This is a genomic window from Bradyrhizobium nitroreducens, from assembly GCF_002776695.1.
GTDB lineage: Bacteria > Pseudomonadota > Alphaproteobacteria > Rhizobiales > Xanthobacteraceae > Bradyrhizobium > Bradyrhizobium nitroreducens.
Genome location: NZ_LFJC01000003.1, coordinates 5,921,550 through 5,946,992, shown reverse-complemented (window position 1 = coordinate 5,946,992; position 25,443 = coordinate 5,921,550). Strand labels below are relative to the sequence as shown.

The window sequence follows — 25,443 nt, the reverse complement described above, 5'->3', positions numbered from 1 at the left end:
AGGCGTTGCGTTTTGGCGCCGGATGCGCCAAGCGACGACAAGAGCCCGTTTCCTGTGAGGCCGACCTGATGAGCACGCTTCTTCTCTCCCACAAGGCCTGCCTCGACCACGTCACCCCACCGGGACACCCTGAAAGGCCCGATCGCCTGCGTGCGGTGGAGGAAGCGCTGTCGCACGAGCGCTTCCAGTTCCTGGTGCGCGACCAGGCGCCGGAGGGCGACCTCGATCTCGTCACGCTCTGCCACAACGAGCATTACGTCACCGAGCTGCGCCACATCGCGCCCAGCAGCGGGCAGGTCTATATCGACGGCGACACCTCGATGTCTCCCGGCACGTGGGAAGCGGTGATGCGCGGCGTCGGCGGCGCGGTCGCGGCGACCGAAGCGGTGATGGCGGGCGAGCATCGCAACGCCTTCGTCGCGGTGCGCCCGCCCGGACATCACGCCGAGATCGGCAAGCCGATGGGCTTCTGCTTCTTCGACAACGTCGCGATCGCCGCGCGGCACGCGCAACGCAAATTCGGCATCAAGCGCGCGGCCATCGTCGATTTCGACGTGCATCACGGCAACGGCACGCAGGACATCTTCTGGTCCGATCCCACCGTGATGTACTGCTCGACGCATCAGATGCCGCTGTTTCCGGGCACCGGCGCCAAGAGCGAGCGCGGCGATCACGACACCATCGTCAACGCGCCGCTCGCATCCGAGGACGGCGGGCCGGAATTCCGCTCTGCGTTCGAGAATCTGATCCTGCCGCAGCTCGAAAAATTCAGCCCCGAGCTTGTGGTCATCTCCGCCGGCTTCGACGCGCATTACCGCGATCCGCTGGCCTCGCTGAATCTGCGCGCCGAGGACTATGCCTGGGTTACGCGCAAGCTGATGGATCTCGCCGACAAGACCGCGGGAGGACGCGTTGTGTCGGTGCTCGAGGGCGGCTATGACCTGCAAGGACTGAAAGAATCTGTTACGGCGCATGTCGGCGCCCTGATGGGCGCTTGACGCACCCGCCACATTAAGCCCGCAAAACCCGCCTTCACTGTGGGCTGAGCGAATCGGGCAATCGGAAACGGATATGGCCGAAAACACCCAAGTCGACGTCTCCCGCCTCACCTTCGAGCGCGCGATCGAGGAACTCGAGACGATCGTGAAGCGGCTCGAGGATGGCAAGGTGCCGCTCGAGGAATCCGTGTCGATCTATGAGCGCGGCGAGGCGCTGAAGCGCCGCTGCGAGGAATTGCTGCGCCAGGCCGAGGCGCGCGTCGACAAGATCACCACCGATGCCAGCGGCCAGGCCGCCGGCACGGCACCGCTCGACGTCCAGTAGGCCGGGCCCTTGCGTCTCCCCTGAGAGAGTTGGTTTGAAATTTCCTCGCACAGGGGCGCGGTCGGCACCATCCTTTCGTGATCGCACGCTGCCTGGGGGGGCGGTTCCATCCGGGCGGGCCGACATTGTCCGTGCCGAATCCGCGCTCAGCGGGTGAAAAGCCACCTCATTCGGGGTAAAAAGCCTGCCGAAGGACCAGGAGGCCAGGAACCCCCGGCCCCGGACCGCGGTTAACCACTCTGGCCCGGCGGTTGCATCTGCATACCCCTAATCGGTCCGGCGGGTTGGCTTTGGCCCAAGCTTTGGTGTAAAGCTGCGCGGAGTGTGGCTTTTTGCAAGCCTTGCGTGGGCAGAGAATTCCGACGACAAGCGCTTCAAACTGCTAATGAAATTGGCTGGGACGGACGAAGCCGATCTAAGTGACAGGGATCACAGAGACTGAACCGGAGCGCACTTAAGCTTACCTAAGCTTGAAGACGGGGTTGTCAGCTTGAAGAAGAGGCTTGGCCCCATGCAGGTGGCTCCGACGGTTTGAGGACTCGCGCTGCGCCGATATTGTGCAAACCCATCGCGCACCGGAATGACCTTCCGGCGCTGACAAATTGGAAATCGCCGTGAACGCATATAGTAAAACGCCGCTTCTCGACACCATCCGGACGCCGGAAGACCTGCGCAAGCTCAAGGTCGAGCAGGTTCGCCAGGTCGCCGACGAGCTGCGGCAGGAGACCATCGATGCCGTCTCGGTGACCGGCGGTCACTTCGGCGCGGGCCTCGGCGTGGTCGAGCTCACCACCGCGATCCACTACGTCTTCGACACGCCGCGCGACCGGCTGATCTGGGACGTCGGCCATCAGGCCTATCCGCACAAGATCCTCACCGGTCGCCGCGACCGCATCCGCACGCTGCGCACCGGCGGCGGCCTGTCCGGCTTCACCAAGCGCAGCGAGAGCGATTACGATCCGTTCGGCGCGGCGCATTCCTCGACCTCGATCTCTGCCGGCCTCGGCATGGCGGTCGCGCGCGACCTCGCCGGCGGCAACAACAACGTCATCGCCGTGATCGGTGACGGCGCGATGTCGGCCGGCATGGCCTATGAAGCCATGAACAACGCGGGCGCGATGAACTCGCGCCTGATCGTCATCCTCAACGACAACGACATGTCGATCGCGCCGCCGGTCGGCGCCATGAGCGCCTATCTGTCCCGCCTCTACTCCGGCAAGACCTATCGTACGCTGCGTGAGGCCGCCAAGCAGATCAACCAGCGTCTGCCCAAGGTCATCGCCAACCGCGCCAACCGCGTCGAGGAATATTCGCGCGGCTTCATGATGGACGGCGGCACGCTGTTCGAGGAGCTCGGCTTCTACTATGTCGGCCCGATCGACGGCCACAATCTCGACCATCTGCTGCCCGTGCTGAAGAACGTCCGCGACATGGAGACCGGCCCGATCCTGGTCCACGTCGTGACGCAGAAGGGCAAGGGCTACGGTCCGGCGGAAGCCTCCGCAGACAAGTACCACGCCGTCGTCAAGTTCGACGTCGCGACCGGCACGCAAGCCAAGGCCAAGCCGAATGCGCCGGCCTATCAGAACGTGTTCGGCCAGAGCCTCGTCAAGGAAGCCCAGAAGGACGACAAGATCGTCGCCATCACCGCGGCGATGCCGTCCGGCACCGGTGTCGACATCTTCAACAAGGCTTTCCCCGACCGCACCTTCGACGTCGGCATTGCCGAGCAGCACGCGGTGACCTTCGCCGCGGGTCTTGCGACCGAAGGCTACAAGCCGTTCTGCGCGATCTACTCGACGTTCCTGCAGCGCGGCTATGACCAGATCGTGCATGACGTCGCGATCCAGAGCCTGCCCGTGCGCTTCGCCATCGACCGCGCCGGCCTCGTCGGCGCCGACGGCGCGACCCATGCCGGCTCGTTCGACAACGCCTATCTCGGCTGCCTGCCCAACATGGTGATCATGGCGGCGGCGGACGAAGCCGAGCTGGTGCACATGGTGGCGACCCAGGTCGCGATCAACGATCGTCCGAGCTCGCTGCGCTATCCGCGCGGCGAAGGCCGCGGCATCGAGATGCCCGAGGTCGGTATTCCGCTCGAGATCGGCAAGGGCCGCATGATCCGTCAGGGCAGCAAGATCGCCCTGCTCTCCTTCGGCACGCGCCTCGCCGAATGCGAGAAGGCGGCCGACGAGCTCGCCGCCCATGGCCTCTCGACCTCGATTGCCGACGCACGCTTCATGAAGCCGCTCGACACCGAGCTGGTGCTCAAGCTCGCCCGTGACCACGACGTGCTGATCACCGTCGAGGAAGGCTCGATCGGCGGCTTCGGCTCGCATGTCGCGCAGTTCCTGACCGATCAGGGCGTGCTCGACACCGGCATGGTCAAGTTCCGCTCGATGGTCCTGCCCGACGTGTTCCAGGACCACGACACGCCGGCGGCGATGTACGCCCGCGCCGGTCTCGACGCCAAGGGCATCGTCGCCAAGGTGTTCGAGGCGCTCGGCAAGGACGTCAAGGCCGAGACGGTCAAGCTGGCCTGAGGGCGAGCTTCGACCTTCGGCGAAGCAAGCGCGACTTTCATGAAGATCTATCTGGCAGGGCCTGACGTGTTCCTGCCGGATGCGATCGAGATCGGCCGGCGCAAGGTCGATATCTGCGGTCGCTACGGCCTCACCGGCCTCTATCCCCTCGACAACGCCATCGATCTCGCCGCGCCCGATGCCGCGCGGAAGATTTTCTGCGGCAACGAGGCGATGATGGACGAGGCCGACGCCATCATCGCCAATCTGACGCCGTTCCGCGGCGCCGGTGCCGACCCCGGCACCGTCTACGAGCTCGGCTACATGGCCGGCCGCCGCAAGTTCTGCCTGGCTTATTCCAACGATGGCGCCACCTACGCCGACCGCCTCGGTCGCTTCATGGACGTCACCTCCGAGCACGGGCGGCTGATCGACGCGCAGGGACTGACGGTCGAGGATTTCGGCCTCGTCGACAACCTCATGATGATCCATGCGCTGGAGCTGCACGGTTGCCCGCTGGTGACGCCGGCCACGATGCCGATCGACGTCTGGCGCGATCTCGCCGCGTTCGAGGCTTGCGTCCGGATGGCGGCCGCGCGATTGATGGCTAAGTGAGCGCCAGCCCTGTTCTGGAGAGTCGGTTGTCCCCTGCCCGCAAGCGCGCGGATGTTCTTTTGGTCGAACGCGGCCTGTTCGAGAGCCGGGCGCGGGCGCGTGCGGCGATCGAGGCCGGCCTCGTCACGGCTGACGACAAGCCGGTGGCGAAACCGTCGGAGACGATCGCCGAGGACGCCGTGATCCAGGCCGAGCCAGCACACCCCTATGTCTCGCGCGGCGGCGTCAAGCTTGCCGGCGCGCTGGAGCGCTACAGAATCGAGATCGAGGATCATGTCTGCCTCGACGTCGGCGCCTCCACCGGCGGCTTCACCGAGGTTCTGCTGGCGAACGGTGCGAGCCTGGTGTTCGCCATCGACGTCGGCACCAGCCAGCTGCATCCCTCGCTGCGCGGTCATCCCAAGATCGTGTCGATGGAGGAGACCGACATCCGCGCCTATGACGGCAAACGGCTGCCGGCGCGGCCCGATGTCGTCGTCATCGACGTCAGCTTCATCTCGCTCAAGACGGTGCTGCCGGTGGCGCTCTCCCTCGCCGCTGCGCCGATGAGCCTGCTCGCACTGATCAAGCCGCAGTTCGAGGCGGACAGGAAGCACAACAAGAAGGGAATCGTCCGCGACGCCGCCGTGCACCGGGAGATCTGCGACGACATCGCCGCCTTCGCGGCCTCGCTCGGCTGCACCGACATCGAGGTGTTCCCCTCCTCGATCGCGGGCGGCGACGGCAATATCGAATTCTTCCTGGGCGCGCGCCGTGGTTGAGCGTCTCACCATCGACCATGTCGGCCATCGCGGCGACGGTGTCTCGCTCACCACGGGCGATGCGGTCTATGTGCCCTACACGCTGGGCGGCGAGACCGTCGAGGTAGATCACGTCGTGGGTCATCATCCCGATCGACGCAAGCTGCTCGCCGTGGAGGTCGCAAGCCCGGAACGCATCGCACCGTTCTGTCCGCATTTCGGCGTCTGCGGCGGCTGCGCCATCCAGCACTGGGCGGCCGAGCCGTACCACGCCTGGAAGCGCGGCATCGTCGGGGAGACACTGGCGCAGGCCGGCGTCGATTGCGAGGTGGCGTCGCTGGTCGATGCCCATGGCGCCGGCCGCCGGCGCATCACGCTGCACGGCCGCTTCGGCACGCATGACGTCCTCAAGGTGGGCTTCTCCGCGACGAGCTCGCACGACGTCATCCCGATCGATCGCTGCCCGATCCTCGATCCCGCGCTTGATGGCGCGCTCGAGGCCGCCTGGGCGATCGCCGAGCCGTTGACGTCGAAGATGCCGGTGACCAAGCCACTCGACATCCAGGTCACCGCGACCGCCAACGGCCTCGATGTCGACGTGCGCGGCTCCGGCCCGCTGCCGACGCCACTGGTCACGGCGCTGTCCCGCGTCGCCGAGCAGCACCGCCTGGCGCGGCTGACGCGGCACGGCGAATTGGTGCTGCAACGCCTGCCGCCGACGGTGAAGATGGGCCGCGCCGAAGTCACGCTGCCGCCGGGCTCGTTCCTGCAGGCGACCGTAGCGGGCGAGGAAACGCTGGCCGCACTCGTCACCGAGCGCGTCGGCAAGGCCAAGGAGGTTCTCGACCTCTTCTGCGGCGTCGGCCCGTTCGCATTGCGGCTTGCCGAGAAGGCCCGTGTCACCGCCTACGACAACGATGCCGGAGCCGTCGCAGCGCTGGCGAAAGCCGCGCGCACGCCGGGCCTGAAGCCGATCAAAGCCGAGCCGCGCGACCTGTTCCGGCGCCCGCTGGTGCCGCCGGAGCTGCGCGACTTCGATGCCGTCGTGTTCGATCCCCCGCGCCAGGGCGCACAGGCGCAGGCGCTGAAGCTTGCCGCCAGCAAGGTACCTGTCATCGTGGCGGTGTCCTGCAACGTCGCGACCTTCGCCCGCGACGCGCGGCTCCTGATCGACGGCGGCTATCGGCTGGAAACGGTGGTACCTGTCGACCAGTTCCGCCACACGCCGCATGTGGAGCTGGTGGCGCGGTTCACGCGGCAGACCGCGAGCTCATAATCGAGCGAGCGTCCTCTAGGCTTGATGCCAGTCAATCGCGCCGCCGTTCGCTGACGTTAAAAGCGTCCTGCGCAATTCAACGTGGAGCGGACGTTCGTGGTTGACCGACGCCAATTCATCGCGGCCGCGCTCGGACTTTCCGGGGCAGCGATCGACCCCGCTGCAGCTGCGGCCATGACCTACGACGAAGCCGTGAAGACGTCACGGGCTCCGCTGCAGGCCGCGCCGCGGGATCGCGAGCTCGTGCGTTTTGCCACCCTCGCCGCCAACAGCCACAACACCCAGCCGTGGATCTTCTCGGCACGCGGCAACGAGATCACGATTGCACCGGATTTCACGCGCCGCTGTCCGGCCGTCGATCCGGACGATCATCATGTGTTCGTCAGCCTCGGCTGCGCCGCCGAGAACCTCATCCTCGCGGCGTCCACGCTGGGCTGGCGCGCCGCCCCGGTCATCGACGGCGACGGGATCGTGATCGCGCTCGAGGAAGCCCCGCCCGCCACGTCGGCGTTGGCGGCTGCGATTCCAGCCAGGCAATGCACCCGCGCCGTCTTCGACGGCAGGTCGGCCAGGCCCGAGATTTTGCGCGGGCTCGATGACGCCTGCCGCGAACCTGATGTCACGGCTCTCCTGCTGACCGATCGCGCCGCGATCGCCGGGGTCACCGATTACGTGCTCGAAGGCAATTCGGCGCAAATGCGCGACAAGGCCTTCATGCGCGAGCTCATGAGCTGGATCCGCTTCAACGAGGCGGAGGCGCTCGCGACCATGGACGGGCTGTTCGCGCCCGCCTCGGGAAATCCGTCCCTGCCGTCATGGCTGGCACGGCCCCTGCTGAAATTCTTCTTCACCGAGAGCGGAGAAAACAAGAAGTACCGCGAGCAGCTCGCCAGCTCTTCTGGCGTCGTCGTGCTCGCTGCCGATCGCAGCGACAAGGCGCACTGGATCGCGGTCGGCCGCGCCTGCCAGCGCTTCGGTTTGCAGGCAACCGCGCTCGGACTCAAATATTCCTTCGTCAACCAGCCGGTCGAGGTGGCGGCCTTGAGGTCACAATTTGCGGCCTCACTTGGTCTTGGCGAACGCCGTCCCGATATCGTGATGCGTTTCGGAACCGGTCCGGACCTGCCGAAATCGCCGCGGCGTCCGCCGGAGCTGGTGATGCGATCCTAACGCCGCAACCCGCTCAATGCCGGCGACTCGCCGGGCAACATGTTCGACCTGATATCGCTGTCCATGCGGCCGGAGTCCTGCTGGATCACGCCGGCCCCGAACGACAGGCTGAGATTGGAGGTCGGCTTGAACTCGATGCCTGCAAATGCGCTGGTGCCGGGCGCTGTGCCGGACGTCAGCGGCGCAACCGAGCTGCCGATACCGCCATTGTATTTCAGCGTGTCGAAGCCGGCGAAGAATGTGACGGGCATGCCGCCCAAGCTCTTGGTGGTGTAGCCGAACTGCGTGCTGTCGTAGGAGAGAGCGCTGAAATTACTGGCAAGCCCGTTCTGATTGAAGCCGGTCTGAGCAAGGCCGCTCCAATTGAGGTTGCCGCGCTGGCTGCCGACGAAGAAGCCGTTCGCGAAATTGGTCCGCCCGCTTGCGTCGCCCGCATCGAAGCTGGTGAAGTTGCCGTACGTGTCGGAACTCTGGCCGGCGCCGCCGCTGAGGCCGAAGGGCCCGCCCGGAATCCAATATCTCAGCGGCGCGACCTGCGCATGGACCGGTGCTGCGGCCAGGCAGAGCACCGCGAGCGGAGTTGCCAAACGACGTGACGAGGCGAGGCTGAACATTAAAATCTACCGTCAGAACTTGTAGATTATACCCCTTGAACATCACCAATGCCAGCGGAGCGGCCGTACCAATGTCGCAGCCGCAGGTCTGGCGATTGATCGGTGTGGCGGCTTCGCACAGGGCTGCACGATCTTGAGACAGGGCGACCGACGGGTGAAGGGACCGGCGCAATCCGGCGGCCCGCGGCCGTGAAAGCTATGCCGTCCTGTCCACGGAGGACGATGAATCCGCCGGCGGATATTTCGTCACCGGCACCATGAAGGACTTGGTGCCGACCTGGTAGATGATCTTGCCGTTCTGCCCGTCGTCGGTTGCGATCTGGGCCTGCCCGAACATGATGACGTTCTTGTAGACGTAGCCGGTGCCCTGGCGGGTGACGCCGTCGGTGGTGACGCTGACCTGCGCTTCCTTGCCATTGACGGCCAGAACCTTGAAGCTCGCGCTCTTGCCGTTGTCGGGAGAATAGCCGCCCCAGCTTCCCATGAGGCGACTGTCGGAGGCCGGCGGGGCCTGCTTCTCCAGGTTCGCGGTCTGCTTGCCCGCCCCCCCGAAGGAGAACAGCATCACCATGTTCTTGCCGTCCTTGGTGCCGACCGTGACCCCGCCGAAGGTGATGAGCGTGCCCTGGACCTCGGCAAAGCCACGCTCGGTGTGCCCGTTATGGGTGTATTCGACCTGCGCCCGGGCACCGCGGATGTTCACGACCTTGAAGCCGACGGGCTGATTGCCGTTGCCCACCCAATTGCCCTTCCAGTCGCCGATCAGAGCGCTCTGGTGATACAGGCGCTCGTTGGCTGGCGAAATCTGACTGGTGCTCGATGAGACGATGGCCATTGGATTGCTCGGGGACGGGCCTGACAAACCCGCTTTCGTCCGCCTCGGCAATGTCGGGATGCCGACCGGAAACGAACAGAAACCATGCGATTAGGGACCCGCGCCGGTTAACGAGCCGTTAAACTCAACTGCCGGCTGGATGGGCAAAAGGTCTCAGCCGTGGCCTTCAGCGCCCCCAGCGGTCCGACCAGATCTTCTCGCCGATCAGGCAATTGACTCGCGGCTCCTTGTCCGCAACCCGCATCACCGGACGCTCGGGCGTACGGCCGGCCACCTCCATCAGCAGCTTGGTGCGGATCGCCTCCTTGAACTTGTCGCGATCCTTGATCGTGATGACGAAGGAGCCGGGACCGCCGACGACGCAGTCCTCGTAGTAGAGATCGAGATTGTCGATATCCATGGTCGAATAGGACGGCTCCTTGACCATGATCGGCAGCCCGTTGATGACGATACCCTTCTCCAGCGCGGCATCGCGCGCCACCGTGACCGGGCCGCCATTGTTATTGGGGCCGTCGCCGGAAATGTCGATGACGCGGCGCAAGCCCCGATAGGGATCCTCGTCGAACAGCGGCATCGCGAACATGATCGCGCCCGAGATCGAGGTGCGCGAGGCGCGCCGGATCGGCGTCTTCATGATCTCGGCGGCGACCGCATCGGCCGTCTCCGGGCCGTCGACCAGCCGCCAGGGAATGATGATCTTCTGGTCGCTCGAGGCGGCCCACTCGAAATAGGTCACCGCGATCCGGCCGTTCGGGCCGAGCTTCAGCGCCTGGAGAAACTCCTTCGACTGGATCGCCTGCGCATAGCCTTCGCGCTGGATCGCGAGCTCGTCCATGTCCATGGAATAGGACACGTCGACCGCGAGGATCAGCTCGACGTCGACCGTCTGCGCGTCTCTGTCGGCCGCAAGCCGCTGCGGTTGCGTTTTGGGCGGCTCGAATTTCGGCCCTGGTGCCGCGATGCCCGCGACGTCCCCTCCGGCAAACATGCCGGCAACCAGTACAGCCCCGATCGAGAACAGCAAGCGCATCGCAGCCTCCCGTCGTATGACGTGATGGTGACATGCAATCGCCTTGCCGCAAAGCGCGAAGATCGCCTGCGCTTCACATTCGAGTTAGGAATTCGCGCATTGCGCAAAGCTGCCACCCCGCTGCCATGCTTGCGCCGTCGAAACACGTGCGATGTGGAGACGCTGTCACGCCCACTTGTCCGACGCGATTTCCGTGCTAGGTTGGCCGCACAGATGGGGATGGAGTCCCCCGACAACCGCCCGGCGGCCTTGAACCCGAATCTTGGACCGTAGTGGGCTGATGACTCCTGCTTGAGGAGGGGCAATCTTTGAGCCTCTGCCTTCGGCGGGAGCATGGACAAACCCGCCGCTGGCGGGTTTTTTGTTGTCTGGTGACAAAGGCGAAGACGTGACGACGACGACACCGAATACGGCACGTAGCGCGCTGCCCAGGGGGATCTGGGTACTGGGCTTCGTCTCGATGCTGATGGACGTCTCCTCCGAGATGATCCACGCGCTGCTGCCGGTGTATCTCGTCACCGTGCTCGGCGCCTCGACGCTGACCGTCGGCTTCATCGAGGGCATTGCGGAAGCGACGGCCTCGATCACCAAGATCTTTTCCGGCGCGCTGTCGGACTGGCTCGGCCGCCGCAAGCTGCTCGCCGCCCTCGGCTATGGCCTTGCCGCCCTCACCAAGCCGCTGTTTCCGCTGGCGCCCAGCGTCGGATGGCTGGTGGCGGCCCGCTTCATCGACCGCGTCGGCAAGGGCATCCGCGGCGCGCCGCGCGATGCGCTGATCGCCGATATCGCACCTCGCGGCCTGCGCGGCGCAAGCTTCGGCCTGCGGCAATCGCTCGACACCATCGGCGCCTTCGTCGGGCCGCTCATGGCGATCGGTCTGATGTGGTGGACGGCAGACAATTTCGCCCTCGTCTTCTGGTTCGCCGTGCTGCCTGCCTTCCTGTCCTTCGGCCTGATCGCCTTCGCCGTGAGCGAGCCGGAGCCGGACCCAAGCCGGGAGCCTGCCAAGAACCCGCTCAATCTCGCCGCGATGCGGCAGCTCGGCGCGGTCTATTGGCGCGTCGTCGCCGTGGGCGTCGTCTTCACGCTCGCGCGCTTCAGCGAAGCATTTTTGATCCTGCGCGCGCAGAACATCGGGCTCAACGCGATGTGGGTGCCGGCGGTGCTGGTGCTGATGAACATCGTCTACGCGCTGTCGGCCTATCCAGCCGGCGTGCTGTCGGACCGCATCAACCGGACCGGCCTGCTCGCGCTCGGCCTCGTCTTCCTCGCCGGCGCCGATCTCGCCCTCGCGCTGCTGGCGAATCTCGCAGGCCTCGCGCTCGGTATCGTGCTGTGGGGCCTGCATATGGGATTGACGCAAGGCCTGCTCTCGGCGCTCGTCGCCGACGCCGCACCGCCCAGCCTGCGCGGCACCGCGTTCGGTTATTTCAACCTGTTCACGGGCCTGGCACTGCTGGCCGCGAGCGTGATCGCCGGCGCGCTGTGGGACGCCTATGGTCCGATCGGCACGTTCCTGGCCGGGCTCGGCTTCGCGCTGATCTCACTTCTGGGGCTGCTCGCCGTCGGCAACGGACTGGCCACGGAGGACAAAGCATGACGGGAGGCTGTGCATCGTGCTGAGCGGAGCAATCGCGATCATGATCGGCAGCGTGCTGGGCGGCTGCGCGCGCTACTTCGTCTCCGGTGCGATCGCGCGGCGGCTGGGCGAGACGTTTCCGTGGGGCACCATGACCATCAACGTCTCCGGCGCCTTCCTGATCGGCATTTTCGGCGCGCTGGCGACCCATCCCGGCTCGACCTTCGCCGCGCCCGATCCATGGCTGTTCGCCGTAACAGGCTTTCTCGGCTGCTACACCACGGTGTCCTCGTTCAGCCTGCAGACGCTGACGCTCGCGCGGAGCGGCGAGCCGATCCACGCACTCGGCAACGTCGTATTCTCGGTCGGGCTGTGCCTTGCCGCGGTCAGTTGCGGTTTCCTGCTTGCGGACGGACTGGGAGGCTAGCGGCCGATGAACTCTCCCGCCGAACGCTGGCGCACTGCGATGCTCTATGCCTGGGTCGCCGCGGGCAGCATCGTCGGGGGTCTGACGCGTTATCTGGTCGGGCTCGCGCTCGACACCGGACCGGGCTTTCCCTTCGCGACACTGTTCATCAACGCGACGGGCTCGCTGATCATCGGCTTCTACGCGACGCTGACCGGCCCGGACGGCCGCATGCTGGCGCGGCCCGAGCACCGGCAATTCGTCATGACCGGGTTTTGCGGCGGCTACACCACCTTTTCGACCTTCAGCCTCGAGACCTTCCGCCTGTTCCACGGCGGCATGAAATACACGGCGCTCGCCTACATCGCCGCATCCGTGATCTGCTGGCTGGTGTCGGTCTGGCTCGGCCATATGATGGCGAGCCGCTACAACCGCTTGACAAGGAGCTGAGCATGCAAATTCCCAATCAGGCCGTTTCGCTCCGGATCTTCATCGGCGAGAGCGATCATTTCGACGGCAAGCCACTCTATGAAGCGATCGTGATGACGGCGCGCGAGCGGCACCTCGCCGGCGCCACCGTGCTGCGTGGTCCCATGGGATTCGGCAAGTCGAGCCGGCTGCACACCTCGAAGATCCTGCGGCTGTCGGAAGATCTGCCGCTGCTGATCGAGATCGTCGACAGCGAGGACAACATCAACGCATTCCTGCCCATCCTGGATGGCATGATGTCGAGCGGCCTGATCACCTTGGAGAAGGTGCAGGTCCTGCAATATGGTGAGAAAGCCGCGAGCTGATCGCTCCGGCAGCAACCCCAGCCCACCGCGTCCAGGAGGCGGAATGAACAACACCGTCACCAAGCCGAAGACGCGGACCAGGATCAAGGTCGAGCGGCCGAAGCTGCACAAGGTCATCCTGATCAACGACGACTATACGCCGCGCGAATTCGTCACCATGATCCTGAAGGCCGAGTTCCGCATGACCGAGGATCAGGCCTACAAGGTGATGATCACCGCCCACAAGCTGGGCGCCTGCGTCGTTGCGGTATTCACCAAGGACGTCGCCGAGACCAAGGCCACCCGCGCCACCGACGCCGGCCGCGCCAAGGGCTATCCGCTGCTGTTCACGACCGAGCCGGAGGAATAGCGCTCAGACGACCGCCGCCCGAGTCTCCTCGGCGAGCCCATACACGCGCTGCGCCTTCGAAAATCCCGCGATCGGAAATTCGCCGAGTTCACGCCAGTCGTGGCGGCAGACTTTCACAAATCCCTCCGATGCCACGACAGTGCGGCCGAGCTTGCCTGCGATCTTCTCCAGCCGCGCGGCGAGATTGACGGCGGGTCCGATGCAGGTGAAGTCGAGCCGGTTGCCGCCGCCGATATTGCCGTAGAGGATGTTGCCGATGTGCAGCGCGACGCCGAAGCGGAAGCGCTCGACGATGTCGCCGACCGGAAAGGCCAGAGCCTCGACGCTGGCGCGGGATTCGCGCGCCGCCTCCAGCACGCGCGCGCTGACATGCGCGGCATCGCCGACATATTCGTCGATCGGAAACACCGCGAGCAGGCCGTCGCCCATGAATTTCAGCACCTCGCCGCCGTGGCCCCGGATCGCGGTGACCTGACAGTCGAAATAGCGGTTGAGGATCTGGACCACCGTTTCGGGCGGCAGCCGGTCCGACAGCGCGGTGAAGCCGCGCAGATCCGACAGCCAGATCGCGGCCTGCATGGTGTCGTTGTGGCCGCGCCGGATCTGGCCGCCGAGGATGCGCGCGCCGGCGCTGTTGCCGACATAGGTGTCGAGCAGCATCTCCGCGGTCCGGCGCTGCGAGATGATCTCGATGATGCGCGCCAGCGGTTCGATGATCACGCGCAGCGCCGCGATCTGCTCCGGATCGAAGCCGCCAGGCTGCCGTGTGCTCACGCTCATCGCGTGAAGCGTGCCGTCGAGAAAGTGAAGCGGCAGCGCCAGATAGTCGGTCGCGCCCTCGTTCCTGAGATCGAGCAGGACCGGAAAGCGCTCGGCCTCGGGACCATGCGGATTGCCCCTCACCTCGACCTCGTCGCTGAACACGATGCTGAGGGGACTGGCCTGGAACTCCGGGGTGGTTTGGATTTCGAAGTCGACCGTGCCCATCTGGATCCCCGAGACGCCCTCGGTCCAGATGAAGTTGCGGCCGAACACCTCCGGATGCAGCGTCCGGATGAAGACTCCGACGCGCCAGAGTGGCAGTCCGGCCTCGACCATGCGCTCGCAGCACTCGGTCATCCAACCCTCGGGGTTGTCCACGGGGTGCCGCGCCGAGATCAGCCAGTCGACGACATCACGATATGAAACGGTGCTCATGGCTTCATCGTGCCGGATCGGCAGCGATCCCGCCAGCGACAAGATGCTGCGATCAGCCGACCTGCCCGCGATGCCTCAGGAAATGGTCGGCCAGCACGCAGGCCATCATGGCCTCGCCGACGGGGACGGCGCGGATGCCGACGCAGGGATCGTGGCGGCCCTTGGTGAAGATCTCGGTGTCGGCGCCGTGGCGGTCGACGGTGAGGCGCGGCTGCAGGATCGACGAGGTCGGCTTCACCGCAAAGCGCACCACGATCGGCTGCCCCGTGGAGATGCCGCCCAGCACGCCGCCGGCATGGTTCGACAGGAAGCGCGTGCCGTCATTGCCGGTGCGCATCTCGTCGGCGTTCTCTTCGCCGGTGAGCTCGGCCGCGCCGAAGCCGGCGCCGATCTCGACGCCCTTCACCGCGTTGATGGTCATCATCGCACCCGCCAGATCGGAATCGAGCTTGGCGTAGATCGGCGCGCCAAGGCCCGCCGGCACGCCCTCGGCGACGACCTCGATGACAGCGCCGATCGACGAGCCGCTTTTGCGGATGCCGTCGAGATAGGTCTCGAAGAACGCGGCCTTGTCCTTGTCCGGACAGAAGAACGGATTCTTGGCGATCTCGTCCCAGTCCCATTTGCCGCGGTCGATCTTGTGCGGGCCGATCTGCACCAGCGCGCCCCGCACCCTGACGTCCGGTATCACTTTTCGCGCGATGGCGCCGGCGGCAACGCGCGTCGCGGTCTCGCGCGCCGAGGAGCGGCCGCCGCCGCGATAGTCGCGCAGGCCGTATTTGGCCTCATAGGTGAAGTCGGCATGGCCGGGACGAAACTTGTCCTTGATCTCGGAATAGTCCTTCGAGCGCTGGTCGGTGTTCTCGATCAGGAGCCCGATCGGCGTGCCCGTCGTCACCTGCACGCCGGTCTCCGGATGCGCCATCACGCCCGACAGGATCTTCACCTGGTCCGGCTCCTGGCGCTGGGTGGTGAAGCGCGACTGGCCGGGACGGCGGCGGTCGAGATCGCCCTGGATGTCGGCCTCGGAGAGCGGGATCATCGGCGGGCAGCCGTCGACCACGCAGCCGATTGCCACCCCGTGGCTCTCGCCGAAGGTGGTGACGCGGAACATGTGGCCGAAGGTGTTGAAGGACATGCCGAACTGCCGCCTAACGTTGACATGCAACGCAAATGTTAAATGTCAACGTGACGTAACGCGATCTGAATGGGGGGTCAAATGGTCCCACAGTCGTCATGGCCGGGCTTGTCCCGGCCATCCACGTTCTGGGCCGCCACGAGCGAGTTAGTGCGTGGATGCCCGGGACAAGCCCGGGCATGACGGGCAACGCGGCCGGCTTAACTGAACTTCTCCAGCCGCCCGTCGCGAAACACGTAGACCGCGCCCTGCTCGATATAGAGCTCGGCCGCGCTGACCGGGGTCTCCAGCCCGAGCGAAACCATCAAGGCCCGGCATGTCCCGCCATGGGCGACCGCGACGGTGTCGGTCTGCAGCTGGTCGTACCAGGCGCGCACGCGGACCTGAACGTCGGCATAGGTCTCCCCGCCGGCGGGGCCCACGGACCATTTGTCGGCGAGGCGCCGGGCGTACACGTCGGGATCGGCCGCCTCGCTCTCGGCCAGCGTCAGCCCTTCCCACGTGCCGTAGCCTATCTCGCGCAGCCGGTCATCGACCGCGTATTCTGCAACCGGCAGTTCGAGCCTGCCGCGCGCGAGCTCCATGGTCTGGCGCGCACGGCCTAGCGGGCTCGACACGTAAGGCAGCGCCGCCTTGTCGCGCCCCTCGCGCTTGAACAGGTCGGCGAGAATGCTGCCCGCCTGGACGGCCTGGCCGCGCCCGCGCGCATTCAGCGGAATGTCCTTGGTGCCCTGAAGCCTGCCGAGCGCGTTCCACTCGGTCTCGCCGTGGCGAAGATAATAGATCGTGGGCACGGGCATTCCGGCTGAAGATCAGTCCTTGCCGCCGAACGAAATGTCCGGCGCGTCCGGGCGCTTCATGCCGAGCACGTGATAGCCGGAATCGACGTGATGCACCTCGCCGGTGACGCCGCGCGAAAGGTCGGAGAGGAGATACAGCGCACTGCCGCCGACGTCCTCGGTCGACACGTTGCGCCGCATCGGCGAATTGTTCTCGTTCCACTTCAGGATATAGCGGAAGTCGCCGATGCCTGATGCCGCGAGCGTCTTGATCGGGCCTGCCGAGATCGCGTTGACGCGGATGTTCTTCTCGCCGAGATCGGCGGCGAGATAGCGCACGCTGGCTTCGAGCGCAGCCTTGGCGACGCCCATCACGTTGTAATGCGGCATCCACTTCTCGGCGCCGTAGTAGCTGAGGGTGATGAGCGAGCCGCCGTCCGTCATCAGCTTCTCGGCGCGCTGCGCCACGGCCGTGAACGAGTAGCAGGAGATCAGCATCGACTTGGAGAAGTTCTCCGCCGTGGTGTCGACGTAGCGGCCGTCGAGCTGCTCGCCATAGGCGATCGCGTGCACCAGGAAATCGATCTTGCCCCACTTCTCCTTCAGCACCGCGAACGCGGCGTCGATGGTCGCGGCATCGGTGACGTCGCAATGGCCGAGCACGAGACCACCGATCTCGGCGGCGAGCGGCTCGACGCGCTTCTTCAGCGCATCGCCCTGATAGGTGAAGGCGAGCTCGGCGCCGGCGGCATGGCATGCCTTGGCGATGCCCCAGGCGATCGAGCGGTTGTTGGCAAGGCCGAGGATCACGCCCCGCTTGCCTTGCATCAGACCTGAATTCTGCGCCATTTTTGAACGTCCCGTCGAACTCTTGCTGAGGTCTGGAGGTACACCAGCCCTCCCCCGCGGTACAGTCCTAATACGCCGCGTTAACGCTGTTTCGAGCGCCGGAATAGCCGTTCCATTCGGGTGTTATGATCACTATGGGCGCTCGCGCCTGACATCAGGACGTCAAGCTCGCAATGAGTGCGTTTCGCCAGAGTGTGGAAGCCATGATCCCGGCGTTGCGCCGCTACGCCCGCGCGCTGACGCGCGACGCGGACGCGGCCGACGATCTGGTGCAGGACACGCTGGTGCGGGCGCTGCGTTCGGAGCGGTTGTTTCTCGGAGGCGACGTCAGGAGCTGGCTCTACACGATCCTGACCAACCTCAACAAGAACCGGCGGCGCTCGCTGGCAAGGCGGCCGCAGTTCATGCAGCTGACGGAGAACAACCCCGACGCCAGCGGCACCGAAGCCGAGGGGCGCGACATCGAGAGGGCGCTGGCGACGCTCGTCGAGGAGCAGCGCTCGGTGCTGCTGCTGGTGATGCTGGAGGGCATGAGCTACCGCGAGGTCGCCGACATTCAGGGCGTGCCGATCGGCACGGTGATGTCACGCCTTGCCCGAGCCCGCGCCCACGTCAAGGCCTCGCTGGAGGGCGAGCGCCCGGCGCTCAGGCGGGTGAAATGATGCCAGGGTTGATGCATCGCGTAGTGTCCGCCTGCAGTTCTCCGATGCAGCGAACGAAGTTGAGCTTTGAACGACTTTTAGGGCCACAGAGCCAGAGACGATCGATATGAACGACCGCAATATCCCAGTGACCGAGGACGAACTGCACGCCTATGTCGACGGCGAGCTGCCGGCCGAGCGCCGCGCCGACGTCGAGGCCTGGCTGGCCGCCCATCCCGAGGACGCCGAACGCGTGCAGTCCTGGCGCGCCATGGCGGAGATGCTGCACGCCCGCTACGACGCCATCGTCCAGGAGCCGGTGCCGGCACGCCTCGAGCTCGAGCGGCTGGAGCGCCGCCCGCGGCAATGGCTCTATGGCGCCGCCGCCGCTGTGCTGGTCGCTTTCGTCGCCGGCGGCACGGCCGGCTGGGTCGCGCATGGCGCGGCCAGCGCGCCTTCGACCTTCCAGAGCTTCACGGCGGACGCGCTCGACGCCCACCGCCTCTATGTCGTCGAGGTCCGCCACCCCGTCGAGGTCGGCGGCAACGAGCGCGACCACCTGCAGGCCTGGCTGACCCGGCGCTGCGGCTGGACCGTGTTCGCGCCGAATCTGGAGGCGAGCGGGCTGAAGCTCGTCGGCGGCCGGCTCTTGCCTGGCCCGAACGGCCCCGCGTCGTTCCTGATGTATGAGGGCGCCTCGGGCGAGCGGTACACGATCTACACCGCCAAGACCGAGAATGGTGCGACGCAAATGCGTTACGCCAGGACCGACAAGGACGGCGCATTGTTCTGGGCCGAGCGCGGCGTGGGTTACGTCGTCAGCGGCGGCGGCGACCGCGAGCGGCTGACCAAGGTGGCGCAGGCCGTCTACGATCAGGCGGAAAAAAACGGCACTTAAACGACGCTTGAGCGCGGTGCCTCGATTCCGTCATTGAAAATTTGGAATCAGGACATCGGCGCGTCTCATTATCGCACCGGATGATCACGCGAAAATGAGCAGCGTTCGATCCGCCGATCGACGCGGGCGGCCTCGATTGGGGATTTTGGTACCGCGCTGGTCCCCCTCTCGAGGCCGCACCTTTTTATCGGCTGCCCCGCCGGACAGCCGACACGTCGAGCTCATGAAGCGCTACCACGCCTCAGGCATATGATGGGCATCATCTCCAGGACGATGCCCTAGGCCTTTAGGAGAACCCCTTCAGTTCGATCGCCTAACCAAGCCCGCTACGTGGATTGTAGGGGTGTTGATCCCGCCACTTCTCCATCAATGCTTCAAGCTCGGCGTCGTTCCCGTCCGGTAGCATAATCCTGATAGTGACGAAGAGATCCCCGGTTCCACCAGATTTTGGCAGACCTTTGCCCTTGAGGCGGAAGGTCCGGCCGCTGGAGGTGTTTTTGGGGACCGAAAGCTCCACGGCATTGCCGAGGGTGGGCACCCGGACCTTCCCACCGAGCACCGCCTCATAGAGCGCGACCGGCAGCTCGATCCTGAGGTCGGCACCCTCGACCTTGAAGAACGGGTGCGGCGCGACGCTGATGGTGATCAGGAGATCGCCGGGCGGATGGCCCTGCGCGCTCTCGCCTTGCCCCCGGAGCCGGATCTGCTGGCCCTCGGTGACGCCAGCCGGAATCTTGACGTTGAGCTCCTTGCCCGTCGGCAGCCGGACGCGCTTCTCGCCACCCTTGACCGACTCTTCCAGCGAGACGGACATGGCGACGTTGACGTCGAGATCAAGCCCGATCCCGCCGGTGTCGAATTCGAACTGCCCGGCGCCGCCAGCTCCGGGCCGCGCGCCGCGCACCCCGCCGCCGAACATGCTGTTGAGGATGTCCTCGAAGGCGCCGCCGCCCTGGCCGGGGCCGCCGCCGGAGCGGAACGTGTAGCTCTCGAACCCGCCGGGACCGGCGCGGCCGCGCGGCCCGCCGCCGCCACCCGGAAAGCCCTGGAAGCGCGGCTTGCCCTCGGCGTCGATCTCGCCGCGGTCGAACTGCTTGCGCTTGTCCTCGTCGCCGAGGATCTCGTTCGCCGAGTTGATCTCCGAGAAACGCTCGGCGGCTTTCGGGTCGTCCTTGTTGCTGTCGGGATGATGCTTCTTGGCAAGCTTGCGATAGGCGCTCTTGATCGCGGCAGCGCTGGCGCTCCGCGGCACCCCCAAGACCTCATAGGGGTCGCGCATCCGTCACGTCTCCTTCAAGAAATCGAATTGTCCAAAGGGCTCCCCGCCCCACCTGCGATCCATGTGGGGATGGAGTGGCATTTTTGCAACTAGGCTTGCCGGCCGAATCCTAGCTCCGCCACGGCTTTAGCGTATGAATCTCCCAACGGCCACGGCTGCTTTGACAGCCGGCGCCCTGGAGCCAGCTTTCAGTCTTGCCGTTGACGTAGCTTGCCAGGAAGTCGCGGCATTTGCGGCCGTCCTCGGCGGCATAGGACTGCGCGATCGGCGTCACCGAGCCGCGTGCCCCGGTGTCCGGATTCTCCCAGTGCTGGCTGGAATCCTTGTCGCCCTTGCTGAGGACGTCGGAGGCGGCGTTGCGGGCGAAGGCGAGATCGGTCTCGGTCGGCGGGGCGTCCTTGGCCGGCGTCGCAATCGAACCGGTCAGGTCGCTGTCGTCGGCCTTCGCGTAGGCGCTCTTGTCACCGCGGGAAAAGCTGCAGCCGCCGGTGCCGAGCCCGATGAGAATGATCGTCAAGACAAAGCCGGACGGCCGGATCGCCGATAGGCCAACGCGTCCCCATGCCCTATATAGGGCGGTAGCGGACAACAACGCGTTTTGGGCCGCGGGACGCAACTCGGACTCCAGACATGACCGACACGACCTCGATGAAACACCAGACACCCTTAACATCCGGTGATTTTACCGCCGCCGACGAGCCATTTGCGCTGTTTGAGAGCTGGCTGAACGAGGCGATCAAGAGCGAGCCGAACGATCCGAACGCCATGGCGCTTGCAACCGTCGACCCTGACGGCCTGCCTGACGCGCGCATGGTGCTGATGAAAGGCTTCGATACCGAGGGTTTTGTGTTCTACAGCCACATCGCGAGCCAGAAGGGCCGCGAACTCGCCGCAAATCCTAAGGCAGCGTTACTTTTTCACTGGAAGTCGCTGCGCCGTCAGGTCCGCATCCGCGGCAACGTGACGCCGGTGACCGACGCCGAGGCCGACGCCTATTTCGCCACCCGGCCGAAGCAGGCGCAGATCGGGGCCTGGGCGAGCAAGCAGTCGCAGGCGCTCGAGAGCCGCTTCGCCTTCGAGCAAGCCATCGCGAAAGTCGCGGCCAGACACGTCATCGGCGAAGTGCCGCGGCCGCCGGGCTGGAGCGGCTGGCGCATCACCCCCTCACGGATCGAGTTCTGGCACGACCGCCCGTTCCGCTTGCATGACCGCATCGAATTTCGCCGTGACGCGGCCGGCCAACCGTGGTCCAAGACGCGGATGTATCCGTAAGATTGGGCCGACCTGAAAGATGTCCATGCCGCATTCGTCCAATGCGCCGCGCCGCACGCTGCTCCTGACCGGAGCCAGCCGCGGTATCGGCCATGCCACCGTGATCCGCTTCTCTTCCGCGGGCTGGCGCGTCATCACCTGCTCGCGGCATCCCTTTCCGGAGGACTGCCCGTGGGACGCCGGCCCCGAGGATCACATCCAGGTCGATCTCAGCAATCCCGCGGACACGACACGCGCGATCTCCGATATCCGCGACCGCCTCGAAGGCGGCATGCTGCACGCGCTGGTGAACAACGCCGCAATCTCGCCGAAGGGCCCGGGCGGCTCCCGGCTCGGTTCGGTCGACACCGATCTCGACACCTGGACGCATGTCTTCCACGTCAACTTCTTCGCACCCATCATGATCGCGCGCGGACTGATCGAGGAACTGAAGGCCGCCAAGGGCTCGGTCGTGAACGTCACCTCGATCGCGGGCTCGCGCGTGCATCCCTTCGCGGGCGCTGCCTACGCCACCTCGAAGGCCGCGCTGGCCTCGCTGACGCGCGAGATGGCCTCCGATTTCGGCCGCGTCGGCGTGCGCGTCAACGCGATCGCACCGGGCGAGATCGACACCTCGATCCTGTCGCCGGGCACCGAGAAGATCGTCGAACAGCAGATCCCGTTGCACCGCCTCGGCACGCCCGACGAGGTCGCCAAGATCATCTACGTGCTGTGCACGGACACCAGCTCCTACGTCAACGGCGCCGAGATCCACATCAACGGCGGCCAGCACGTGTAGTCCGTTCGGGTGTCATGACGCGGCGGGGATGGAGCAAGGGCGAAGACTCCACGTCGTCATGCGATGCTCCAATGCAGATCCCAGCGGCTGTGCCGTAGGATGGGCAAAGGCGCATAGCGCCGTGCCCACGATCTTCCTCCATAAGCAACAGGGCGTGGGCACGCTTGCGCTTTGCTCACCCTACGAGATCGAGCTTGTGGCACGCAGCTCAGCTTGCAGACACGCCTTCGCATTCTCGCGGCTCAATTCGCCCGAGCTTTGCTTCGTCGCTCCACCCTCTTGAGCCAAGAGGGCGCAGGGAAGGCCGGGTGCCGGCTGGCACCCGCGGTCCGCTGCGCGAAAGGCACGCGCAAAAAAGACCGCACAGCAGCATACAGGTGTCGCCGATCACTCGGCCTTCCCTGCGCAGTGGCTGGACGGCTTATGCCGTGATCTCCCGGGAGCCGACCATTCCTTTTGGCCTCCCTCGCCCCGCGAATTTGGATGATGCAGTCTGCCCGGTTGGGCTCGCTCGCACCTTCGCAAGACTTGACCGTGGCAACGACGGCCAGGACCACACGGTTTTGCCGTACGCACGGCCCGCCATGTCGCCGCAGTATTTCCAGACTCCGTCGACAGAGCCGGAAACTTACGAGCGAGACGAAGCCTAGCAGCGCCGTCGTCCGCACGAAGCCTCGGGCTCACAGGGACTACCCGCCCTGCCCGCGCCTCTCGTGCCGACGCTGCCGCGTCCACCGCAACCCCGGCTCGCGAACATGACGACCACAAGTCGCCCCTCTTGGTGAGCCGGGATGAGCGACACATACGCCGAAACCGAATTTCGGTAAAGTGGAATATTTTTGGCGGAGAGGATTGACAGAGGGCGACACAGGCACGGTGCGTAGCCCGGGCCGCGATCCACTTGCGCCCCCGCGACGCTCATCGCAACCGATAGCTCGAATGGCAGGAGACGCAGTTCTGGGTGACGTGCGACAGGGCCGCCATCGTCCCGGCGCGGTCCTGCGTCATCGCGACCTTGGCGAGCCCGCTCGCCGCCGTATGCATCGACAGGCCGATACCGCGCATCGCCTCGGGCATATAGGCCTCCATCATCTCTTCCATCGTCATCGGCTTCGGGGATTTATTCCCGGGAGGACGGCTGACCTGCTGCAGCGACGGCGGCCTGCATCCTGCCGCCGACGGCGAATCCAGCCCCAGGCGCTCGGCGGCGGCTTTCGAGGCCGCGGCGTAGTCGTCCCTGGCAAGGGCATCGACGATCTCGTTCAGCGTCTGCAGGTGATCGCGCATATTGCCGAGGAAATGGGTCTGCATATCAGGCGGAAACTGCACCATCTCGCGCGTGTCCTTGGCGGCGCTGCCATGGGACATGTGGGAGTTCATGGCCTGATCCTGAGCTTGGCTCTGTCCAGCCTGCATCTGATGATGCATGCCGGAATGGTTGGAGGTCTCGGCCGACGCAACGGCAGCCATCGCCAGGATTGCAGCGCCGCCCGATGCGGCTTTCGTCCACCACGACAACATGATCGATCCCTTCCGTCGCCAGGCGCCCCTCCTCCTTCTAAACGGCCGTCCGCCGACGGCGTATGATTGCGATCATACCGCGCTTCTCAAGATGCGGATTTGTCCCTTGCCCCGTTCGATCTCACCGTCGGCGGCCATCGCCGCCAGCGTGCGATAGAGGGCTTCGTGCGCCAGCCCGAGCTCCGCTGCGAGATCCTTCAACGTTCCGCGCAGCGTCACGCTCCGCCCCTTGGCGTCGGCGTTGACCGTCAGATAGTGCCTGACGCGATCACGAGCCGAGTGGATGTTGCGGCGTTCGAGCCGGGTTCGCAGCGTCATGACCTGGCGTGCGAGCATCGCCGAGAAAGCCAGCAGCAGCTTCGGGTCGCGTTCCAGCTCGGCGAGCAGAGCTGACTTCGGGTACAGGCGCACGGTCGCCTCGCTCGAGGCAATGGCGTCGCAGTGGTAGGCCGACGAGAACAGTGACGCCTCCGCCAGCACGTCGCCAGGCGCGGCAAGCTGCAGAACAGCCTCGCGGCCGGAGCGATCGAGCCGCACCAGCCGGATCTTGCCCTGGACGACCTCGTAAAGTCCGGCCGGTCTCGCGCCGGCTCGAAACAAACTCTGCCCCGCCTTCAGCGAGCGTTGAGTCGCGGAAGCCGCGATGTTCGCCGAAATCCAATCGATCTGATGCATGGGTCATCTCGGCTGACGGGAAACGCTCAAGGGTCTTGTTTGACGCGTTTTCTTGACGCGAACCGGGATCCACTTCGCTCGAAAACGCTCTGGGTGATGAATATTGTGGCAGCATGGTTTACACGGCCAATGATGAGCCATGCGATCCCTTTTGCCAATTGAAGGGGCCGCGACGCCAAAATCAGGTTCGGCGCGACGCGAGACCGCCCAACCTTTCCAAGAGTTCATGGAGGTCAAACCCAGTTGATTTGATCTTGCCGCCCCGCGCGGTGAGACTTCTGCGGCTCCGGCTGCCTGATTGGGGATCCGGACATTGCGATGGATGGAGCTGTCATCGATGCCGAAATTCGATCCTGAGCTCGTGTTCACCATGAGGACGGCCCTCGAGGAGGCCATGACCAAGGTGCCTTCCGACCTGGTGACGATATCAACGAAGGCGTTCCTCGCCGAATGCATTCTCAAGGCAACTGCGCAGGGACACACCAACTATGCCGATCTCGTCACCGCTGCGACCGATCACATCCAGACGATCGCCTCTATGTTTTCGTGAGAGTCCGGCCTGACCGTTTGCCGGCCGGCAGATCCACAGCACCACCTCACGTCGGCGAACGCGCCGCCTGGCGCGGTCGCGGCGGCATGCCGGCGCGATCGACCAGCAGATCGGTCTGGTCTCCGGCCTCGAACTCCATCAGGCTGGGCGCAGGGCCGACCGTCTCAGATCGAACATCGGGAGTGTTTCGCCGCGTGGCAACTCGGATCCCGGAGTGGTTTGACTGCGGTCATGCAGATGCTATTGAAATCACCGTCATGCGCCACTTGAACACGACCGAACTGGAGCGGCAGGCCAAGGAAGTGGCTGCGCTGATGCGCATGTTCGCAAATGAGCACCGCCTGCTCATCCTTTGCAGGCTGGTGGAATATGGCGAGGTTGCCGCCAGTGCTCTGGCCGAAGACGTCGGCCTTTCCGCCTCGGCACTATCCCAACACCTAGCGAAGCTGAAGGCAGAGGGCGTCGTCGCTGCCCGACGCGACGGGCAAACGATGTGGTATCGCATCGCAGACCGGCGGGTCGAAGAGCTGTTTTCGAGCCTGCACCGGCTCTTCTGTCGTCCCCGCAAACGATGAGCTTGCCTCCCATGCCTCAGGAAACGGGGACCCCCTAA

At 65.4% G+C, this 25,443-nt stretch carries 29 protein-coding genes and 1 riboswitch; of the genes, 18 read left to right on the top strand and 11 right to left on the bottom strand.

What is annotated here, in order from left to right; translation table 11 throughout:
• Positions 1–68 precede the first annotated feature (68 nt).
• The 7 genes from TSA1_RS28580 to TSA1_RS28550 all read left to right on the top strand — a co-directional run bounded on the left by TSA1_RS28580 (position 69) and on the right by TSA1_RS28550 (position 7,646).
• Complete coding sequence (locus tag TSA1_RS28580) at positions 69–998, top strand: histone deacetylase family protein (RefSeq protein WP_100179248.1); 930 nt, start codon at positions 69–71, stop codon at positions 996–998.
• Positions 999–1,071: 73 nt separating this feature from the next.
• Positions 1,072–1,323, top strand: coding sequence for an exodeoxyribonuclease VII small subunit (locus TSA1_RS28575; protein WP_100179247.1), 252 nt, complete (start codon positions 1,072–1,074; stop codon positions 1,321–1,323).
• A gap of 614 nt (positions 1,324–1,937) precedes the next feature.
• Complete coding sequence (dxs, locus tag TSA1_RS28570; protein WP_100181380.1) at positions 1,938–3,866, top strand: 1-deoxy-D-xylulose-5-phosphate synthase; 1,929 nt, start codon at positions 1,938–1,940, stop codon at positions 3,864–3,866.
• 39 nt (positions 3,867–3,905) lie between these two features.
• Positions 3,906–4,460 (top strand): nucleoside 2-deoxyribosyltransferase, encoded by a 555-nt coding sequence (locus tag TSA1_RS28565; RefSeq protein ID WP_100179246.1) that lies wholly within the window; start codon positions 3,906–3,908, stop codon positions 4,458–4,460.
• Between the two features lie 26 nt (positions 4,461–4,486).
• Positions 4,487–5,221, top strand: coding sequence for a TlyA family RNA methyltransferase (locus TSA1_RS28560; RefSeq protein ID WP_100179245.1), 735 nt, complete (start codon positions 4,487–4,489; stop codon positions 5,219–5,221).
• Complete coding sequence (locus tag TSA1_RS28555; protein ID WP_100179244.1) at positions 5,214–6,476, top strand: class I SAM-dependent RNA methyltransferase; 1,263 nt, start codon at positions 5,214–5,216, stop codon at positions 6,474–6,476. The genes TSA1_RS28560 and TSA1_RS28555 overlap by 8 nt, the downstream gene beginning before the upstream one ends.
• Before the next feature lie 96 nt (positions 6,477–6,572).
• Positions 6,573–7,646, top strand: coding sequence for an Acg family FMN-binding oxidoreductase (locus tag TSA1_RS28550; RefSeq protein ID WP_245448439.1), 1,074 nt, complete (start codon positions 6,573–6,575; stop codon positions 7,644–7,646).
• Here TSA1_RS28550 and TSA1_RS28545 read toward each other — a convergent pair.
• The 3 genes from TSA1_RS28545 to TSA1_RS28535 all read right to left on the bottom strand — a co-directional run bounded on the left by TSA1_RS28545 (position 7,643) and on the right by TSA1_RS28535 (position 10,125).
• Positions 7,643–8,260: a hypothetical protein gene (locus tag TSA1_RS28545; RefSeq protein WP_100179242.1), complete on the bottom strand. Its 618-nt coding sequence runs from the start codon at positions 8,258–8,260 to the stop codon at positions 7,643–7,645. The genes TSA1_RS28550 and TSA1_RS28545 overlap by 4 nt on opposite strands.
• Positions 8,261–8,456: 196 nt before the next feature.
• Positions 8,457–9,095, bottom strand: coding sequence for a hypothetical protein (locus tag TSA1_RS28540; RefSeq protein ID WP_100179241.1), 639 nt, complete (start codon positions 9,093–9,095; stop codon positions 8,457–8,459).
• A gap of 166 nt (positions 9,096–9,261) precedes the next feature.
• Positions 9,262–10,125 (bottom strand): DUF1194 domain-containing protein, encoded by an 864-nt coding sequence (locus tag TSA1_RS28535; protein WP_100179240.1) that lies wholly within the window; start codon positions 10,123–10,125, stop codon positions 9,262–9,264.
• 206 nt (positions 10,126–10,331) lie between these two features.
• A riboswitch (Fluoride riboswitch) is annotated at positions 10,332–10,422 on the top strand.
• 91 nt (positions 10,423–10,513) lie between these two features.
• On the opposite strand from TSA1_RS28535, the gene TSA1_RS28530 reads away from it, so the two are divergent.
• From TSA1_RS28530 to clpS, 5 genes are read left to right on the top strand one after another with little or no spacing between them, the layout of a single operon-like run.
• Positions 10,514–11,725 carry an MFS transporter gene (locus tag TSA1_RS28530; protein ID WP_100179239.1) on the top strand — a complete coding sequence of 404 codons (1,212 nt, stop codon included), beginning with the start codon at positions 10,514–10,516 and terminating at the stop codon, positions 11,723–11,725.
• Between the two features lie 7 nt (positions 11,726–11,732).
• Positions 11,733–12,131, top strand: a complete 399-nt coding sequence (gene crcB / locus TSA1_RS28525; protein ID WP_174719344.1) for a fluoride efflux transporter CrcB — start codon at positions 11,733–11,735, stop codon at positions 12,129–12,131.
• A 6-nt stretch (positions 12,132–12,137) separates the two neighbouring features.
• Entirely contained in the window at positions 12,138–12,560 is a 423-nt protein-coding gene (crcB, locus tag TSA1_RS28520; protein WP_100179237.1) for a fluoride efflux transporter CrcB, read from the top strand.
• A gap of 2 nt (positions 12,561–12,562) precedes the next feature.
• Complete coding sequence (locus TSA1_RS28515) at positions 12,563–12,904, top strand: DUF190 domain-containing protein (RefSeq protein ID WP_100179236.1); 342 nt, start codon at positions 12,563–12,565, stop codon at positions 12,902–12,904.
• A 43-nt stretch (positions 12,905–12,947) separates the two neighbouring features.
• Positions 12,948–13,253: an ATP-dependent Clp protease adapter ClpS gene (gene clpS / locus TSA1_RS28510; protein WP_100179235.1), complete on the top strand. Its 306-nt coding sequence runs from the start codon at positions 12,948–12,950 to the stop codon at positions 13,251–13,253.
• 3 nt (positions 13,254–13,256) lie between these two features.
• Here the strand turns inward: clpS and TSA1_RS28505 are convergent, their stop codons facing one another.
• The 4 genes from TSA1_RS28505 to fabI form a co-directional block, all read right to left on the bottom strand.
• Positions 13,257–14,450, bottom strand: coding sequence for an adenylate/guanylate cyclase domain-containing protein (locus tag TSA1_RS28505; protein WP_100181379.1), 1,194 nt, complete (start codon positions 14,448–14,450; stop codon positions 13,257–13,259).
• A 52-nt stretch (positions 14,451–14,502) separates the two neighbouring features.
• Positions 14,503–15,588, bottom strand: coding sequence for a chorismate synthase (gene aroC / locus TSA1_RS28500; RefSeq protein ID WP_100179234.1), 1,086 nt, complete (start codon positions 15,586–15,588; stop codon positions 14,503–14,505).
• 200 nt (positions 15,589–15,788) lie between these two features.
• On the bottom strand, positions 15,789–16,388 hold the full coding sequence (locus TSA1_RS28495) for a histidine phosphatase family protein (RefSeq protein ID WP_100179233.1): 600 nt from the start codon (positions 16,386–16,388) through the stop codon (positions 15,789–15,791).
• Between the two features lie 12 nt (positions 16,389–16,400).
• Positions 16,401–17,216, bottom strand: coding sequence for an enoyl-ACP reductase FabI (fabI, locus tag TSA1_RS28490; RefSeq protein ID WP_097659655.1), 816 nt, complete (start codon positions 17,214–17,216; stop codon positions 16,401–16,403).
• 173 nt (positions 17,217–17,389) lie between these two features.
• On the opposite strand from fabI, the gene TSA1_RS28485 reads away from it, so the two are divergent.
• Both TSA1_RS28485 and TSA1_RS28480 read left to right on the top strand, forming a co-directional pair.
• Positions 17,390–17,878, top strand: coding sequence for a sigma-70 family RNA polymerase sigma factor (locus TSA1_RS28485; RefSeq protein ID WP_097659779.1), 489 nt, complete (start codon positions 17,390–17,392; stop codon positions 17,876–17,878).
• Positions 17,879–17,984: 106 nt separating this feature from the next.
• Positions 17,985–18,755 (top strand): anti-sigma factor family protein, encoded by a 771-nt coding sequence (locus tag TSA1_RS28480; protein WP_100179232.1) that lies wholly within the window; start codon positions 17,985–17,987, stop codon positions 18,753–18,755.
• Positions 18,756–19,068: 313 nt separating this feature from the next.
• Here TSA1_RS28480 and TSA1_RS28475 read toward each other — a convergent pair whose 3' ends face one another.
• Positions 19,069–20,034 carry a DnaJ C-terminal domain-containing protein gene (locus TSA1_RS28475; protein ID WP_100179231.1) on the bottom strand — a complete coding sequence of 322 codons (966 nt, stop codon included), beginning with the start codon at positions 20,032–20,034 and terminating at the stop codon, positions 19,069–19,071.
• Between the two features lie 109 nt (positions 20,035–20,143).
• A complete protein-coding gene (locus tag TSA1_RS28470) occupies positions 20,144–20,551 on the bottom strand; it encodes an RT0821/Lpp0805 family surface protein (protein WP_174719113.1) in 408 nt (135 codons plus the stop codon).
• A gap of 113 nt (positions 20,552–20,664) precedes the next feature.
• Between TSA1_RS28470 and pdxH the strand changes: the two genes are divergently transcribed.
• On the top strand, positions 20,665–21,306 hold the full coding sequence (pdxH, locus tag TSA1_RS28465) for a pyridoxamine 5'-phosphate oxidase (protein ID WP_100179230.1): 642 nt from the start codon (positions 20,665–20,667) through the stop codon (positions 21,304–21,306).
• 25 nt (positions 21,307–21,331) lie between these two features.
• Positions 21,332–22,084, top strand: coding sequence for an SDR family NAD(P)-dependent oxidoreductase (locus TSA1_RS28460; protein ID WP_100181377.1), 753 nt, complete (start codon positions 21,332–21,334; stop codon positions 22,082–22,084).
• 918 nt (positions 22,085–23,002) lie between these two features.
• On the opposite strand, the gene TSA1_RS28450 is transcribed toward TSA1_RS28460, so the two are convergent.
• Both TSA1_RS28450 and TSA1_RS28445 read right to left on the bottom strand, forming a co-directional pair.
• Positions 23,003–23,605, bottom strand: a complete 603-nt coding sequence (locus TSA1_RS28450; RefSeq protein ID WP_100179229.1) for a cytochrome c — start codon at positions 23,603–23,605, stop codon at positions 23,003–23,005.
• 72 nt (positions 23,606–23,677) lie between these two features.
• Complete coding sequence (locus tag TSA1_RS28445) at positions 23,678–24,280, bottom strand: Crp/Fnr family transcriptional regulator (protein ID WP_100179228.1); 603 nt, start codon at positions 24,278–24,280, stop codon at positions 23,678–23,680.
• A 337-nt stretch (positions 24,281–24,617) separates the two neighbouring features.
• On the opposite strand from TSA1_RS28445, the gene TSA1_RS28440 reads away from it, so the two are divergent.
• Entirely contained in the window at positions 24,618–24,830 is a 213-nt protein-coding gene (locus TSA1_RS28440) for a hypothetical protein (RefSeq protein WP_100181376.1), read from the top strand.
• A gap of 257 nt (positions 24,831–25,087) precedes the next feature.
• Positions 25,088–25,405 (top strand): ArsR/SmtB family transcription factor, encoded by a 318-nt coding sequence (locus TSA1_RS28435; protein ID WP_063195774.1) that lies wholly within the window; start codon positions 25,088–25,090, stop codon positions 25,403–25,405.
• Positions 25,406–25,443 lie beyond the last annotated feature (38 nt).